At 39.1% G+C, this 14,187-nt stretch carries 14 protein-coding genes; 5 read left to right on the top strand and 9 right to left on the bottom strand.

What is annotated here, in order from left to right; genetic code table 11:
• Window positions 1–4 precede the first annotated feature (4 nt).
• The 5 genes from ACF8D3_RS15415 to ACF8D3_RS15395 all read right to left on the bottom strand — a co-directional run bounded on the left by ACF8D3_RS15415 (window position 5) and on the right by ACF8D3_RS15395 (window position 6,190).
• A complete protein-coding gene (locus tag ACF8D3_RS15415) occupies window positions 5–2,392 on the bottom strand; it encodes a YgiQ family radical SAM protein (protein WP_392472271.1) in 2,388 nt (795 codons plus the stop codon).
• 197 nt (window positions 2,393–2,589) lie between these two features.
• A complete protein-coding gene (locus tag ACF8D3_RS15410) occupies window positions 2,590–3,072 on the bottom strand; it encodes a hypothetical protein (protein WP_007482617.1) in 483 nt (160 codons plus the stop codon).
• A gap of 58 nt (window positions 3,073–3,130) precedes the next feature.
• Complete coding sequence (locus ACF8D3_RS15405; protein ID WP_392472270.1) at window positions 3,131–4,327, bottom strand: MFS transporter; 1,197 nt, start codon at window positions 4,325–4,327, stop codon at window positions 3,131–3,133.
• Window positions 4,328–4,406: 79 nt separating this feature from the next.
• On the bottom strand, window positions 4,407–5,663 hold the full coding sequence (locus ACF8D3_RS15400; RefSeq protein WP_392472268.1) for an esterase-like activity of phytase family protein: 1,257 nt from the start codon (window positions 5,661–5,663) through the stop codon (window positions 4,407–4,409).
• Between the two features lie 122 nt (window positions 5,664–5,785).
• Window positions 5,786–6,190, bottom strand: coding sequence for a helix-turn-helix domain-containing protein (locus ACF8D3_RS15395; protein WP_392472266.1), 405 nt, complete (start codon window positions 6,188–6,190; stop codon window positions 5,786–5,788).
• Between the two features lie 80 nt (window positions 6,191–6,270).
• Here ACF8D3_RS15395 and ACF8D3_RS15390 point away from each other — a divergent pair, with 80 nt between their 5' ends.
• The 5 genes from ACF8D3_RS15390 to ACF8D3_RS15370 all read left to right on the top strand — a co-directional run bounded on the left by ACF8D3_RS15390 (window position 6,271) and on the right by ACF8D3_RS15370 (window position 9,324).
• A complete protein-coding gene (locus ACF8D3_RS15390; protein WP_392472264.1) occupies window positions 6,271–6,762 on the top strand; it encodes a DUF2938 domain-containing protein in 492 nt (163 codons plus the stop codon).
• Between the two features lie 11 nt (window positions 6,763–6,773).
• Window positions 6,774–7,343, top strand: a complete 570-nt coding sequence (locus ACF8D3_RS15385; RefSeq protein ID WP_392472263.1) for a flavodoxin family protein — start codon at window positions 6,774–6,776, stop codon at window positions 7,341–7,343.
• Window positions 7,343–7,561, top strand: a complete 219-nt coding sequence (locus ACF8D3_RS15380) for a DUF2798 domain-containing protein (RefSeq protein WP_004876265.1) — start codon at window positions 7,343–7,345, stop codon at window positions 7,559–7,561. Before ACF8D3_RS15385 ends, ACF8D3_RS15380 begins: the two co-directional genes overlap by 1 nt.
• 336 nt (window positions 7,562–7,897) lie before the next feature.
• Complete coding sequence (locus tag ACF8D3_RS15375; protein WP_392472262.1) at window positions 7,898–8,461, top strand: lytic transglycosylase domain-containing protein; 564 nt, start codon at window positions 7,898–7,900, stop codon at window positions 8,459–8,461.
• 383 nt (window positions 8,462–8,844) lie between these two features.
• Complete coding sequence (locus tag ACF8D3_RS15370) at window positions 8,845–9,324, top strand: lytic transglycosylase domain-containing protein (protein ID WP_241775553.1); 480 nt, start codon at window positions 8,845–8,847, stop codon at window positions 9,322–9,324.
• Window positions 9,325–9,375: 51 nt separating this feature from the next.
• On the opposite strand, the gene cysK is transcribed toward ACF8D3_RS15370, so the two are convergent.
• From cysK to ACF8D3_RS15350, 4 genes are all read right to left on the bottom strand, one after another.
• A complete protein-coding gene (cysK, locus tag ACF8D3_RS15365) occupies window positions 9,376–10,377 on the bottom strand; it encodes a cysteine synthase A (protein WP_392472261.1) in 1,002 nt (333 codons plus the stop codon).
• A gap of 109 nt (window positions 10,378–10,486) precedes the next feature.
• The gene (locus tag ACF8D3_RS15360; RefSeq protein WP_392472258.1) at window positions 10,487–10,744 is read right to left on the bottom strand and encodes a hypothetical protein; all 258 of its coding nucleotides are present in this window, start codon (window positions 10,742–10,744) and stop codon (window positions 10,487–10,489) included.
• 206 nt (window positions 10,745–10,950) lie between these two features.
• Window positions 10,951–12,567 (bottom strand): Na/Pi cotransporter family protein, encoded by a 1,617-nt coding sequence (locus ACF8D3_RS15355; protein ID WP_392472256.1) that lies wholly within the window; start codon window positions 12,565–12,567, stop codon window positions 10,951–10,953.
• A gap of 65 nt (window positions 12,568–12,632) precedes the next feature.
• Window positions 12,633–14,069 carry a hypothetical protein gene (locus ACF8D3_RS15350; RefSeq protein ID WP_392472254.1) on the bottom strand — a complete coding sequence of 479 codons (1,437 nt, stop codon included), beginning with the start codon at window positions 14,067–14,069 and terminating at the stop codon, window positions 12,633–12,635.
• Window positions 14,070–14,187 lie beyond the last annotated feature (118 nt).

The raw sequence follows: 14,187 nt of genomic DNA, 5'->3' as shown, positions 1-14,187 counted from the left end.
TCAGTTAGCGCTGTGCTTTGGCTTTTTGTTTAGGCTTTCCTGAAAATGGTCTTTTCTCACCTGTTTCGCGAGGCGGTAAACCATTATGTTGAGTTAAAACCTGTCCTTTTTGTGGACGTTTTTGACCTGACTGCGAACGTGACTGATTTTGTTGACCATTACGTTTTGCAGAATCCCCAGCAACACTCGAATTCTTCTTACGCGCTGACTTATATTCACCTTCAGCCGTACCTTGTGGTTGATACGTCGGAATCAAATGCTGCTTTGAATTACCAATGAGGTCTGAACGTCCCATTTCTTTCAAAGCTTCACGTAACAATGGCCAGTTATTTGGATCATGGTAACGTAAGAATGCTTTGTGCAGACGGCGACGTTTTTCACCCTTCACAATATCGACATTCTCGGTATAACGCGCCACTTTAGACAACGGATTTTTGCCTGAATAATACATCGTGGTCGCAGTTGCCATTGGTGATGGATAGAAGGTTTGTACCTGATCAGCACGGAAGCCATTCTTCTTCAACCAAATCGCCAAATTCATCATGTCGTAATCCGTGGTCCCCGGATGTGCAGCAATAAAGTAAGGAATTAAATATTGTTCCTTACCTGCTTCTTTACTGAAACGCTCAAACATTTGCTTGAAGCGATCATACGTCCCAATCCCCGGTTTCATCATCTTCGATAATGGGCCATTTTCGGTATGTTCAGGCGCAATTTTCAGATAACCGCCGACATGGTGCTGTACCAATTCTTTCACATATTCAGGGTTGAGTACCGCGAGGTCATAACGCAGACCAGAACCAATCAGAATCTTCTTCACACCTTTGATTTCACGCGCTTTACGATACAGTTGAACCAATGGTGCATGATCGGTATGTAAGTTTTGACACACACCCGGATAGACACAGGATGGTTTACGACAGTTCTTTTCAATTTCAGGATCGTTACAGTGCAAACGATACATGTTTGCCGTAGGCCCACCTAAATCCGAGATAATCCCAGTGAAGTTAGGTGCAGTGTCACGGATTTTTTCAATTTCACGTAAAATCGAATCTTCCGAACGGTTTTGGATAATACGACCTTCATGTTCAGTGATCGAACAGAACGTACAACCACCAAAACAACCACGCATAATATTGACCGAGAATTTGATCATATCAAAGGCAGGAAAACGTGCATTCTCATAAGACGGATGCGGTAAACGTGCATACGGTAAATCAAATACGTAGTCCATTTCCTCAGTCGTTAGCGGAATTGGTGGTGGATTAATCCAAACATCACGCTCACCGTGACGTTGCACCAAAGCGCGCGCATTACCCGGATTGGTTTCCAAATGCAAAATACGGTTCGCATGTGCATAAAGTACTTGATCATCAGCAACTTCTTCAAAAGAAGGCAAACGAATCACTGCTAATTCACGCGGTGGCAGCTTATGTTTAATTGCTTTTGATGGTGCAGGCTTTAATTGTACGATCTGAGTATCAGGGTCTAAATTATCCCCTTCTCGAACGATTGGATTAGCAACGATTTCTTTTTGGAAATTTTGATATTGTGCCAGTGAGTTGCCTTTTTCTTTTTCAACTTCACAGCCATCAATATCTTCAGTCATCACATAGGGATTGATAATTGGATCAACACGTCCAATGGTATCGATGTCATTACTAGCAATTTCAACGAATTTTGCTTTAGATGCTTTGTTATGTTTATTAATAATAAATGCTGTACCACGAACATCCGTAATCTCGTGGATTTTCTCACCTTTGGCTAAACGATGCATGACGTCAATAATGGCACGCTCACCATTACCATACATCAACAGGTCTGCTTTCGAATCCATTAAAATCGAACGGCGAACCTTGTCTGACCAGTAATCATAATGCGCAATACGACGCAAGCTGCCTTCAATACCACCCAATAACACTGGAACGTCAGGAAACGCTTCACGACAACGCTGACAGTAAACCGTTGCCGCACGGTCTGGTCGCTTGTTCGCTTCATTGTTTGGAGAATATGCATCATCAGAACGGATCTTACGATCAGCCGTATAACGGTTAATCATCGAATCCATATTCCCCGCAGTCACACCCCATGCGATTGTTGGTTTACCTAATACTCGGAAACTTTCAACATTGGTCCAATCGGGTTGCGCAATGATTCCTACTCGGAAACCTTGTGCTTCAAGTACACGTCCAATCACACCTGATACAAATGATGGATGGTCGATATAAGCATCACCACACACCAAAATGAAGTCACATGCATCCCAACCGAGCAGATCCATTTCTTCTCGTGTCATCGGCAAAAATGGTGCGGGTTCAAAACACGACGCCCAATATTTGTCGTAATCAAACAGCGCTTTTGGCGCGGTCTGCATGGTGTAGGCAGTAGACATGGCTTGCGAATCTCGGCTAGCAGATGAAGGAGAGACATCTATCGGGGCTGGTGGTATTTTAGCCCCTAAAATGAAAGCCGATCATTTTAACATGAATTCCATTCATTTTCCTTGTTTATAAAACATTCAAGAACAAGGAGATAACAAATTATTTGTATAAAGTTTAATCACAATCTATAAATTTTCAAGCGCAGCTATCAATGAGGCCTGTAATAACCATTCGTTACCAACTGAATCGTTCTTAATAATGGATATTGCTCAGGAATTGCATTTCTTGCCATCTTTCCGCATTTCATAATGTCATTCTTTATCTTGAGCATAAACTCATCTAGCGAAAAGATTTTAGCTCCACATAAATAATCCCGACCAGCCGAATGTGCAGGTAAAACAATAATTCTCTCAACGGGTGTGTTTTCATCCAACCATGGAAAAACATTACTAAACATATATTTTTCACCCGACTCAAACTTCTTCTTAAATCTACTTTCTCTAATTTCCCACGAATATGCATCTATAGATGGCTCAATATGGATTAAATGCTGAGTAATTGGATTAAAAGCAATAATATCCAGTTCCATTTCCCAGCCACCATGACTCAACTTCCCGACTTTCAGATTCTTCTTAACCAAATATCCCTTCCAATCATAATATTCCGCAATCAAACTTTCTAAATGATTCAAATTTATTATCCTTGTTAAAATTTAGTTAATTAGTACAAATTCTAGTAAATAGAATATCTTATAAGCGTTTAAGATGAGCCGCTAAAATTAGCCCAAGCACCAATATCATCCCGACACTGAAATTGATCCCAACCCAACCAAAATTTTCCCAAATCAAGCCGCCACTACTACCAAGTAAACTTGAACCAATGTAATAACAGAACAGATATAAAGAAGATGCGACTGCACGATATTGTACGGCTTGTACTGAAACCCAACTACTTGCTGTTGAATGTGCGGCAAAGAAAGAAAAAGTAAAAATCGTTAAGCCAAGTAAGATCGCCCAAAGTGTGGGAATCAAGGTGATCAGCAAACCTACGATCATGGTCAACAGTAAAATAGGAAGCACTTTATCGCGCCCATACTGAAAGCCCCATTTCGCCGCTTTAGGAGAGCTATAAATACCCGCTAAATAAGCAATCGAAATCAGACCAATCCATGTTTGTGACAAATGAAATGGCGCTTCTAACAGGTGATAACTGATGTAGTTAAATACAGTCACCAAACAACCCATTAAGATAAAGCCTTGCGCAAATAAAATACGCAATTTCGGATCTTTAAGGTTCTGTTCAAATGCCGCTTTAAAACGCGAAAAACGGAAAGGATAAGGTTTAAAATGCTGTGATTTCGGCAATAATAAATAAAATAGACACGCAATAATAAAGTTTAAAAAACCGATGATATACGTTGCAGACTGCCAAGAAATAAAGTCAACCAAGACCCCAGCTATCAAACGTCCGCCCATACCACCTATCGCCGTGCCCGAAATATATAATCCCATGGCAAAGCCAATATCATTCTGAGCTATTTCCTCACCAATATAGGTCATTGCGACTGCGGCAACACCACTGACTGCCAAGCCAATAAAAATACGAGTCGTGAGAAAGATTTCCCAAACAGGAAAAGATGCACTGACCAGTAACAGCACAGAGACGAGGAATAAAGCAAACACCATGATCGGTTTACGTCCAAACCGATCAGAAATAAAGCCTGTAAATAACAAGCCGATTGCGAGCGCAATTGTGGAAAAAGAAAGGGGCAAACTACTTTGTGTCGGAGTCACGTCAAAGAATTTTGCAAAAATTGGCATCATTGGCTGCACACAGTACAACGATGAAAATGAAGCAAAACCAGCAAAGAACAATGACCATAAAATCGCTGTAAACGATTTCGAACCATATTCGATATGAGTTGGGCGTATAACTGACTCAGACATTACGACTCCTTATGCCTGATCAGTATACGCTTTCAACCAAAATGAGAAATGATCATTTAGGCCATTTTTGACCTAAAGTTTAAAATAGTGCTTTTGGCAAACGAATTTGAATAATTTCATTATCATCCGCCAGTTTGGCGTTACGTCCCGTTGAACCCGGAAAATTATTATCATTTAGCACAGTCAGCGTTGTACCATTTTCAATAATCACATCTTCGATCGTTTCAAATGGAAATGCAAAAACACGGTCTGTACCAATATCACCTTCTCGTGCAGCACCATATAAAGCATTTGGATTGGCAATCTTCATTAAATCAACCAAGTCTTCACGCACTACCGTTTGAGCAGCATCATTAAACTTGATCTTAATTAATTTCTTATAGCCACCTAAATTATTTTGGCTGGCATCACGCTCAATGATGATGCCTTCTTTGTCATTGAACAACTGGAAATCACCGATATTCGTGGCTTTACTATCTAAAGCGAACCAATAGTATTGTCCTGTATAAGCTTTTTTCTGCACATCAAACTGAGAAATTAATAATAAACGCTCACCTTCTCGAATCGACTTCAATGGCTTCTCAAGCAATGGATATAAATATTTTCTATCTGGAGAAATTGCCATTCCCTCAAAACCACCACTCTGCGGAACCAATGGTTCAACATAATTGATATTGGCTTTGTTGAATTGATTTTGTGGTGAACGTAATTCTTGCGCTGGGTTCAATGGATTCGGCAATGGAATAGGTGCATCCAGCAAGACACCTTCAGCGGAAAAATGAAGTAAATATGGGCCAAATTCGTCGCCAATCCAATATGTTCCATCCGCTGTGCGTTGCATAGACTCAGGGTCAAAATCTGCACCTGTCAATAAGCGCTCGGCGGTATTGCCATTCACAATATCAAATGGAATGCGCTTATTCGGGTCACGTAACTGAATAAAGCTGTGTACTTCGACTTGTCCAGTTCCTTTCGACTTAGTTTTAAAATCAGCTTTTAGCTTATAAATTCTAAGTAAATAATCCGCTGAATTATCTTGTGTACCAAAACCATTATCAGACATCGCCATATAGCTGCCATCATCGTTTTTCAGTGCAGCAGAAAAACCTTGTACAGGCTGTCCTTTAAAGGGTGGATAAATGCCGTTAGCACCTTGAACAGCTTGACCAGAATCAGGGCCAGCTGCGTAAGTTTCAACAGGAAGTTTGGCAAAAGAAACCAAAGTTGGCTCAGTGACTTTTTCTATTGATGTATTTTGATCTTGGTTATCATCATTACAGGCGCTTAATCCAAAAGTTGTCGCACAGATCAAAGCCAATACAGTTTTCTTGTTCATCATTTTATACGTTTGGTAAAAAAATTAAGAAAATTAGAACAAGTTTTTATGAAACTTTGACTTCAATAAAATGAAATCTTTATGGCGATACAATGACATGCCTATTTACTCGGATACTTTTGCTACAACTTGGTCGGCTGATATTCTCCTGCAATTGCGGCTTTTAAAAAATTTTGAAACGTTGGGCATTGCAGGTGATTCTCAGCCGGACAAACCGCTGCATGCCTTAAACCTTCACTAATCAAATGTAGCCGTCGTGTCATCTTCTCGAGCTGTTCGGCTTTTTCATTCAACAAGCCTCTATCTAGCTCTGGCTGACCATCCTGTCCAAACATTGTTGCAATTTCATCTAAACAAAAGCCTGCTGCCCGCCCCAATGCAATCAATGCTAACTGATCTAAAACTTGTTTGGCATATTGACGACGCAAACCTTGTCGCCCAATAGATTTGATTAATCCTTTCTCTTCGTAAAAACGTAAAGTTGAAGGAGCAACATTCGCTTTTTTTGCGACTTCACCAATATCCATAAATACCTCTTGACTTCAAGTTGACTTGAACTTGCACAATGAATTTATCACATTTGTAGAGATGGAATTGAGGTGAATTCATGAACTTTTTCGAGCAATTATTTCAGATACTCGTCTTAGGTATTGGTGCAACGATTGTCATGGATATTTGGTTATTCATCCTAATGCAACTGAATATTCCGACTTTAAATTTCGCCTTATTGGGCCGTTGGATCGGTTGGATATTTAAAGGGAAGACTCGACATCACTCGATTAGCCAAAGTCCTCAGATTCAACATGAATCTCTATTGGGTTGGTGTACGCATTACAGTGTCGGCGTCTTGTTTGCTTTTATTTTTATTCTTTTCGCGGGGGAAACTTGGCTCATTCAGCCACAGTTTTATAGCGCTTTCGCTTTCGGCCTGATCACGGTGCTAGTTCCCTTTTTGATTATGCAACCTGCTATGGGTGCTGGTATAGCAGCTGCAAATATTCCAGAGCCTTGGCTCAACCGTCTTAAAAGTCTCATCAACCACGGTATTTTCGGATGTGGTTTATATCTCGCAGCCAAATTTTTAAAATTATTCAATTAAGGGCCTCAATCATGAAATCAATCGCAATTATTTATCATAGTCACCAAGGTCATACCCGATTTATCGCCGAGCAAATTCAACTCGGGGCTGCGCTGGTCGATCATATTCAAATTGATTTATTTACAACCGAACAATTAATACATCAGCCTGAGCAACTTATTCAATATGACGCTTTAATTTGGGGTTCACCTACCTATCTTGGAGGTGTATCTAGTCCTCTCAAACAGCTGATGGATCGCACTGGCCCTTTATGGAAAAAGCAAAGCTTTAGAGGAAAATTATCGGCAGGATTTACGGTCTCATCTCTTCCTGCAGGAGATAAACAGTCAACGCTTATTTCACTTTTCACCTTTTGTATGCAACACGGTATGATATGGGTCGGTAATCCAATACGACCGAGCCAACATCATGGCGTTGCCTATACTGAGGCAGTCAATCGATTAGGTTCATGGTCTGGATTAATGGCTCAAGCCGAACATGCCAGTGCAGCTCATGCATTCCATGTTGGTGATATTAAAACGGCTCAATTATTTGGGCAAAACATTGCATTGACCTTAAGTGCATACCAAGGGGTTAACTGATGAAGGCTTCAAGGCTTTTATTTCCATTCATTTTGTCTTGTATGATGTCTTTTTTGATTTCAGGAATTACCACGCTTAAAGCAGTTGGTTTTATTGAGCATTTTTTTTCAATGTGGATGTCAGCATGGATTATTGCTTGGATGTTTGCTTTTCCAAGTGTATTGATCTGTGCACCTATTGCTCAAAGAATCGTGAATTTTATTCTTAAAGATCGTTAGAATCTTTTTAAGATCTTTTGTAGGTTTTAACGTACAGCCAGCTGTGGCAATTGACGAATATGCTCCCAAATATTTTTCGCTTACTATAAAACCATAAAGAGATAGGATGTCTCATTCAGAATAACAAGATCCATAGGATGTGGTCGTTGACAGGAGTTGACGGCAAGAAACAAATACGAGAAAGCCTCGACAGGATGTCGGGGCTTTTTTTATGTGTACTAGATCAAGCTGAATATATAAAAACAAACGATTTAGCTAAACAGCTACCATTGACTCAATAAGTTGACCTCCATACTATCCTCTTGTTTTTTATATGATGGTTAAACTTTTTCAACGATGATAACTTACAACAAGTTCTCTTTTTCTCGGTTTCAAAATACGTTTCTTAAGTTGTGTATCCTTTTCCTAAGCTCATATTTAACCGTTGCCTGTAGCACCACTAAAGCACCAACAGTCAACCATTCTCAGCAGTTTTCTACGGGCATTCAAAACGCTTATTCGGTTCATCCCACCACTGCAAATCGTGTTGCACCCATTATTTTACAAACTGCTGATCGCTATAACATCTCACCACATTTACTCGCAGCCCTAATCCGCCAAGAGTCAAGCTATATTAGCAACGCAAAATCATCCGCAGATGCGGTTGGTTTAACTCAAGTTCGCCCTAAGTTTTGGCAACAGACCTGCCCAGGTAATCTTTATGATGAGCAAATCAATATTAATTGCGGTGCATATATTCTCTCTCGTTACCATGAATCTACAGGTGATTGGATCAAAGCACTGGGTTACTACAATGTAGGACCAACAGGCTATAAAAGAAGCCTCTATATGCGGCAACAGGCACATAAATATGCCAGCTCAGTAAAACGCCATGAACAAGCTTTAAAAGAAGCCCTGTAAGTTTAAACGTACACACGTTGCAGTGATTGGCGAATATACGACTAAAGTATATAGTTCTATGATGAGAGTCATAAAGAGATAGGAAGTCTCATTCAGAACAACAAGAAGCACAGGACGTGGTCGTTGACAGGAGTTAACGGCAAGAAACCAAATATGAAAAAGCCTCGACAGGATGTCGGGGCTTTTTTACAAACTGAATTTTAAGTTTATCAACATGATAAAATAACAGCCTTGACTCATTCAAATTGAATTAATACCATCCATAGAGCTTCATTTGACGGTTCAATATTTTGCAAATTACATCTACGTCTGATCAACATATCACCTTTAAAAATCTAAGCTCAGTGTTTTTAAAAATCAGTCTTGTTGTGATTGCCATCAGCATGAGTGCATGTAGCAGTCTAAGTGGATCATTTGCTCATCGCTCAACTCAACTATCTTCAGGGTTACAAACTGCTTATTCTGTATCACCCAATACTGCAAATCGTATCTCGCCCATTATTGTGCAAAGTGCTGATCGTTATGATGTATCACCCACGCTACTGGCAGCACTAATTCGCCAAGAGTCAAACTATAACAGTTCTGCACGCTCCCCAACGGGTGCAGTCGGTTTAACCCAAATTATTCCAAGCCATTGGCGTCAATCTTGCCCAGGCAATCTGTACGATGAAACAGTCAATGTTAATTGTGGTGCATTTGTATTGGCAAGTTACTATAAATCTGCTGGAAGTTGGTCGAAAGCCGTTGCTTATTACAATGTTGGACCAACAGGTTATAAACGTAGTTTTTGGACACGCCACAAAGCAAAAAAATACGCACGCTCAGTCAAACGACATGAAAAAACCTTGAAGAAAGCACTCTAACTTCAATAAAAAACCATGCTTGAAAGCATGGTTTTTTGGCAGCTTAACCAATTAAGCTTCGTCAAATAAACCTTCAAAAAGTACTGAGGATAAATAACGCTCGCCACTATCTGGAAGGATGACAACAATAGTTTTGCCTGCATTTTCAGGACGCTCTGCAATCTGAGCGGCTGCGGCCAAAGCTGCACCACTAGAAATACCGACCAAGATGCCTTCTTGAGTAGCACATTTTCGTGCCCATTCAATCGCATCAGCACTGTTTACAGGTACAACTTCATCGACCAAATCTAAATCTAAGTTCTTAGGAATGAAGTTTGCTCCGATCCCTTGAATCTTGTGTGGTGCAGGTGTAATGCTTTCACCATTTTTTGTTTGTGTAATGATTGGAGACTCAGCAGGTTCAACGGCAACAGAATAAATTGGCTTATTCTGAACTTGCTCAAAATAGCGTGAAATACCTGTAATCGTACCGCCAGTACCAACACCAGCGACAAGAATATCAACTTGTCCATTGGTTGCTTGCCAGATTTCAGGACCAGTCGTATCGACATGAATTTGAGGGTTGGCTGGGTTTTCAAATTGTTGTGGTAGGAAATAAAGTCCAGGGTTCTCAGTCGCTAAACGAACTGCTTCATCTACAGCACCTTTCATGCCTTTAGCAGGCTCAGTCAGTACAAGATTTGCACCTAGAGCTTTTAATACTTTTCTACGCTCGAGACTCATACTTGCGGGCATAGTTAAGGTAATTGGATAACCTTTTGCTGCTGCAACGAATGCCAAAGCAATCCCTGTATTACCACTAGTTGGCTCAACAATATGCATCCCTGCTTTCAGTACGCCACGTTTTTCAGCATCCGCAATCAACGCTGCACCAATACGGCATTTCACTGAGAATGCAGGGTTACGGCTTTCAACTTTTGCCAATACAGTTGCGCCAGTTTTAATGAGACGATTGATGCGAACTAAAGGTGTATTACCAATCGCTTCCGCATTATTTGAATAAACTGCGATCCCTAAGTTGGCAGGTATTGGAAATTGTTGATCGGTAGACATGTTATTTCCTTATTAGATTTGGAATGATTCTCAATCATTATAGGCGTGTCAGCTGAGGAGAAAAGTAGAAAACTTTATCTTTTATGAAAAAACTAGATGTTTAGGCGAATTATACTTTGGGTTCAAAATAAAAACTCATTACACCTGAAGTAATAGCTCCGACAAAGCATTCAACTTTAAACTGTTCAACCCCAAAGCTATAAAAGGTCACACCTAAGACGACACCTGTTAATAAACTTGACATCACAGGCGCTGCTCGCTGATTTGCTCTATTCATAGGTTTTGTCGGAATAATCAGATTGCGTGGATAAGCACTTTGCGCATAATGCTGATTAAAAATTGGCAATCTTACAATCACAAAAGTCATGAAAAGAATACCAAAGATGAAAGATATTACTAAGTACAACCATTGAAATGATTCGCCAAGAATATAGGCATACCCAACCACGAAGCAACAGCTTATTAATGCATAGAGCACATAATCCAAGTAGAGTTTTCTTCTCATATTATTATGATTTTAAAGTAGATATTTAGAATCATAATATCATCATTAATCGTATCTCAAACTAAAATTTATTCCACTAAACTTAGCTCTTCATCCACCAACTCTTGCTCTGTATCACCCAATAAGATTGCAACACGGCTACAGTGAACCACCAAATGCTCTAACCACCGTTGTGCAGCCAAAAGCTCTAGTGTATATGTTGCAGATACATTTTTTTGAGAAGAATCCTCTATAAGCTTCTGCCTCACGAATTCCTGTTTATCTTTCATTTCTTCAGCGATGGCAGTGAGATCATTCACTAGCCCTTTCGGTAAATTTGCAAAAGGTTCTTGCAATAAATAATGAATATTTTGCTCAAGAATCGTGGCAAAACGCTGTGCTAAGTCATAGATGGAATCTTGCTTCTGAATTGATTCAATATTTGCAACCTCAGCTAGATCATTTTTGAGCACTCGAACATATACCACTAACCTCAACAAAATAATAAATCGATGCTGGTCGCTGCTTGATTGAGGAACAGACATTTCTTCTAAATAATGTTCAACTTTTGCAAGAGTCCGATCATATTCATCTGTATTAACCAATGAAGCAATAATCTCTCCCCGAATGCTTCGAGTCAAAACCTTATACATATCAGCAATCGACTTCAACAATGCTCGCTCTGCTGCTGCAATCGCCAATGCAGGAACACTATAAAGTGACTCATCCAAATAACGTGTTGTCGTTGGCTCTTGTTCTGGAAGCAGTCGAATAATCAGTTGTTCAAACTTAGGTAAAAGTGGCATAAAAATACATGCACCTAATAAACTAAATGCTGTATGAAATGCAGCAACTAATAACACAGAATCAAGTTGGGGAATCAATTGAAAATACTGATAAGCCAACATAAATGCGGGAGACAATAGAAAAAATGCAAAAACGGCTGTTACTACATTAAAGATAACATGTACTGCGGCTGTACGCTTAGCACTTGTAGTCGCGCCAATCGCAGCTAAAATTGCTGTGGCAACCGTTCCTACATTTTGACCAATCACCAGTGCTAAAGTTTGTTCTAAATTAATTGTTTGAGTCGATAAGGCTGCTAATGTGGTTGTAATCGCTGCACTTGATGATTGAAGCAAAATCGTCATGAGAATACCGACAGCAACTAAAATCAATTTCATCATGAATGTTGGTTCAGCCCAACGTGACAAATCAATCAATTCAGCAACACCACTCATGGCATCTTGTAATATTTGAATGCCAAAAAACAGTAAACCGAAGCCTGCTAAAGTTAAGCCAATAAATGCGATTTTCTCTTTACCTAATAGTTTTAATAAAGCTCCCACCCCGATCAATGGTAAGGCAAAACTGGCTATAGAAAATTTCAGGCCTAACAATGCCACCATCCAGCCAGTACTCGTTGTTCCAATATTTGCTCCGATAATCACACCGATTGCATGACTGAAACTTAATACTCCTGCACTCACAAAACCAATTGTTGCTAAAGTTGTTGCTGTTGAAGATTGTACAACTACGGTTAAGCCAATACCTGATAGAACAGCTTTTATTGGGGAGTTGGTAAATCGAACCAACCATTGTCTTAATGCTTCACCAGCCATTGCTTTTAGGCTATCTGTCATCAAAGACATACCTAAAAGCAATAGACCAATTCCGCCCATTAACTGAACAATGATATTGAGCACAAAAGTTTCCTTTTTATAATTCTAAAAACAAGAAATAAATTCTTAAAATCACACTCTCTCAACATTTAAGGTATTGATGCAATTTTTTGCTCAAACGTCAAAAACCGTTGGTTCAATTTCTGGATTTCTCGTTGCTTCTCGACTTCGTTTAAAAAAGAATATTGAATACTACGATACACAGTATCTTTCAGCGATTGATTACTCGGTTGATAATTGCTTGTATACAGCAAATATTCATAACTTAGATTATTACGGGAAACGCCTGAATCATCCGTTGAAATGACATAAGGTACTTTAAACTTCTGATAAAGCTGAATTGGATGTTCATTTGGCTTAATCCCCAAAATAAAAGCATTACTGGTTAAGTTAATCTCAACAGCAATATCATTCTTATTCATGAGATCAAGTAAATGAATCGGCTCATGTTCATGCACAATATCAATACCATGTCCTATTCTCTGAGCACCAGCAACCTTGATTGCATCATGAATATGTGATTTTAAGCCTTCAGGCGGTACCATACCAAGAGCTAACTCTCCTGCATGTAATGCAAGCTTCACATTAGGGAATTGTTTCTTTAATACTTTAAACATTTGCATATGCAAAGCATAATCCCGCATCGCCACATAACCATTCTCAGGACCTACAATATTGACAGCCACTAAATGTGGATTTTTCGATACAGCCACAAATGCACTATAAAGACCGCTCAAAACCTTCGCAGGTTGATTATTACGTGAAACATAAGTTTGAAAACGTAAAGTAAACTGATCATCATCCAAGCCTACAGCTGCATTATCAATAATATTTAAATAATTGTTAATTTCTTTATTTAAATCATTATTTGCACGAAGTAAAACAAGTGCTTGTTCTATCAATATAGCTTGCTCTTCATCAGTACTTTGTGCATTTATTTTTGTAAGTAATGCAGCAATATCAGATAGCTCAAGCGTAGGGCTACTTGTCAGCATGGTTTCAATATAGCTGACATTCTCCTCTTTGGCGCGTTGTTTTAATTGTTGAAAACCTTGATTAAACTTATAGGATGATACTTCTCCAAAATATCCAAAAGTATTAAAGAACTGCTGATTCGGCGGAGGCTGAATATGGTAATGATTACTGTAGTCCTTATCTGACCATGTTTTTAAAATACCTATGTACCACTCATTATGACTTCTTACTGAAGCAGCACTAACACAATTTACTTTATCTAAACCTTTAATATCTTTGGGATTCTTTTCAATACTATATAATTTCTTACTTTCAGTACTAACGATATAAATACAAAAGCCTTGTGCATCCACCCAGTCCAAATAGGTTTCAGCATAGATAGAACCTGAATAGTGATGATGTAAATCTGCTCCTTTAGGCATTAAATTCGTAAATAAAGCCAACTCTGCTAGATTTTGCGGCTGTTGCTTAATAAGCTGCTGATAATATTCAGCCGTTTTCTGAGTGGCTAATGATGTGGTTATGGTCTTAGCTTCAATACTATTATTCATCAATACTGATAGTGATACTAAAACCCAAATATTTTTTTCATTATGTTTTCTCAATAGTTATAAGATTATTGTTTTTGATCTTTTACATTAGCATACATATATTTTTTTAATCAATAAA

This window comes from Acinetobacter sp. YQ_14 (genome assembly GCF_043102985.1).
Taxonomy (GTDB): Bacteria; Pseudomonadota; Gammaproteobacteria; order Pseudomonadales; family Moraxellaceae; genus Acinetobacter; species Acinetobacter venetianus.
Note: the sequence above shows the minus strand (reverse complement) of the source record. Positions and strands in the feature narration are given on the sequence as shown.

What these genes read in the sequence shown, in the direction of transcription:
- ACF8D3_RS15415 (WP_392472271.1), bottom strand. Translation starts at nt 2,392, where the DNA reads ATGTCTACTGCCTACACCATGCAGACCGCGCCAAAAGCGCTGTTTGAT.
- ACF8D3_RS15405 (WP_392472270.1), bottom strand. Translation starts at nt 4,327, where the DNA reads ATGTCTGAGTCAGTTATACGCCCAACTCATATCGAATATGGTTCGAAA.
- ACF8D3_RS15400 (WP_392472268.1), bottom strand. Translation starts at nt 5,663, where the DNA reads ATGAACAAGAAAACTGTATTGGCTTTGATCTGTGCGACAACTTTTGGA.
- ACF8D3_RS15395 (WP_392472266.1), bottom strand. Translation starts at nt 6,190, where the DNA reads ATGGATATTGGTGAAGTCGCAAAAAAAGCGAATGTTGCTCCTTCAACT.
- ACF8D3_RS15390 (WP_392472264.1), top strand. Translation starts at nt 6,271, where the DNA reads ATGAACTTTTTCGAGCAATTATTTCAGATACTCGTCTTAGGTATTGGT.
- ACF8D3_RS15385 (WP_392472263.1), top strand. Translation starts at nt 6,774, where the DNA reads ATGAAATCAATCGCAATTATTTATCATAGTCACCAAGGTCATACCCGA.
- ACF8D3_RS15380 (WP_004876265.1), top strand. Translation starts at nt 7,343, where the DNA reads ATGAAGGCTTCAAGGCTTTTATTTCCATTCATTTTGTCTTGTATGATG.
- ACF8D3_RS15375 (WP_392472262.1), top strand. Translation starts at nt 7,898, where the DNA reads ATGATAACTTACAACAAGTTCTCTTTTTCTCGGTTTCAAAATACGTTT.
- ACF8D3_RS15370 (WP_241775553.1), top strand. Translation starts at nt 8,845, where the DNA reads ATGAGTGCATGTAGCAGTCTAAGTGGATCATTTGCTCATCGCTCAACT.
- cysK (WP_392472261.1), bottom strand. Translation starts at nt 10,377, where the DNA reads ATGTCTACCGATCAACAATTTCCAATACCTGCCAACTTAGGGATCGCA.
- ACF8D3_RS15360 (WP_392472258.1), bottom strand. Translation starts at nt 10,744, where the DNA reads ATGACTTTTGTGATTGTAAGATTGCCAATTTTTAATCAGCATTATGCG.
- ACF8D3_RS15350 (WP_392472254.1), bottom strand. Translation starts at nt 14,069, where the DNA reads ATGAATAATAGTATTGAAGCTAAGACCATAACCACATCATTAGCCACT.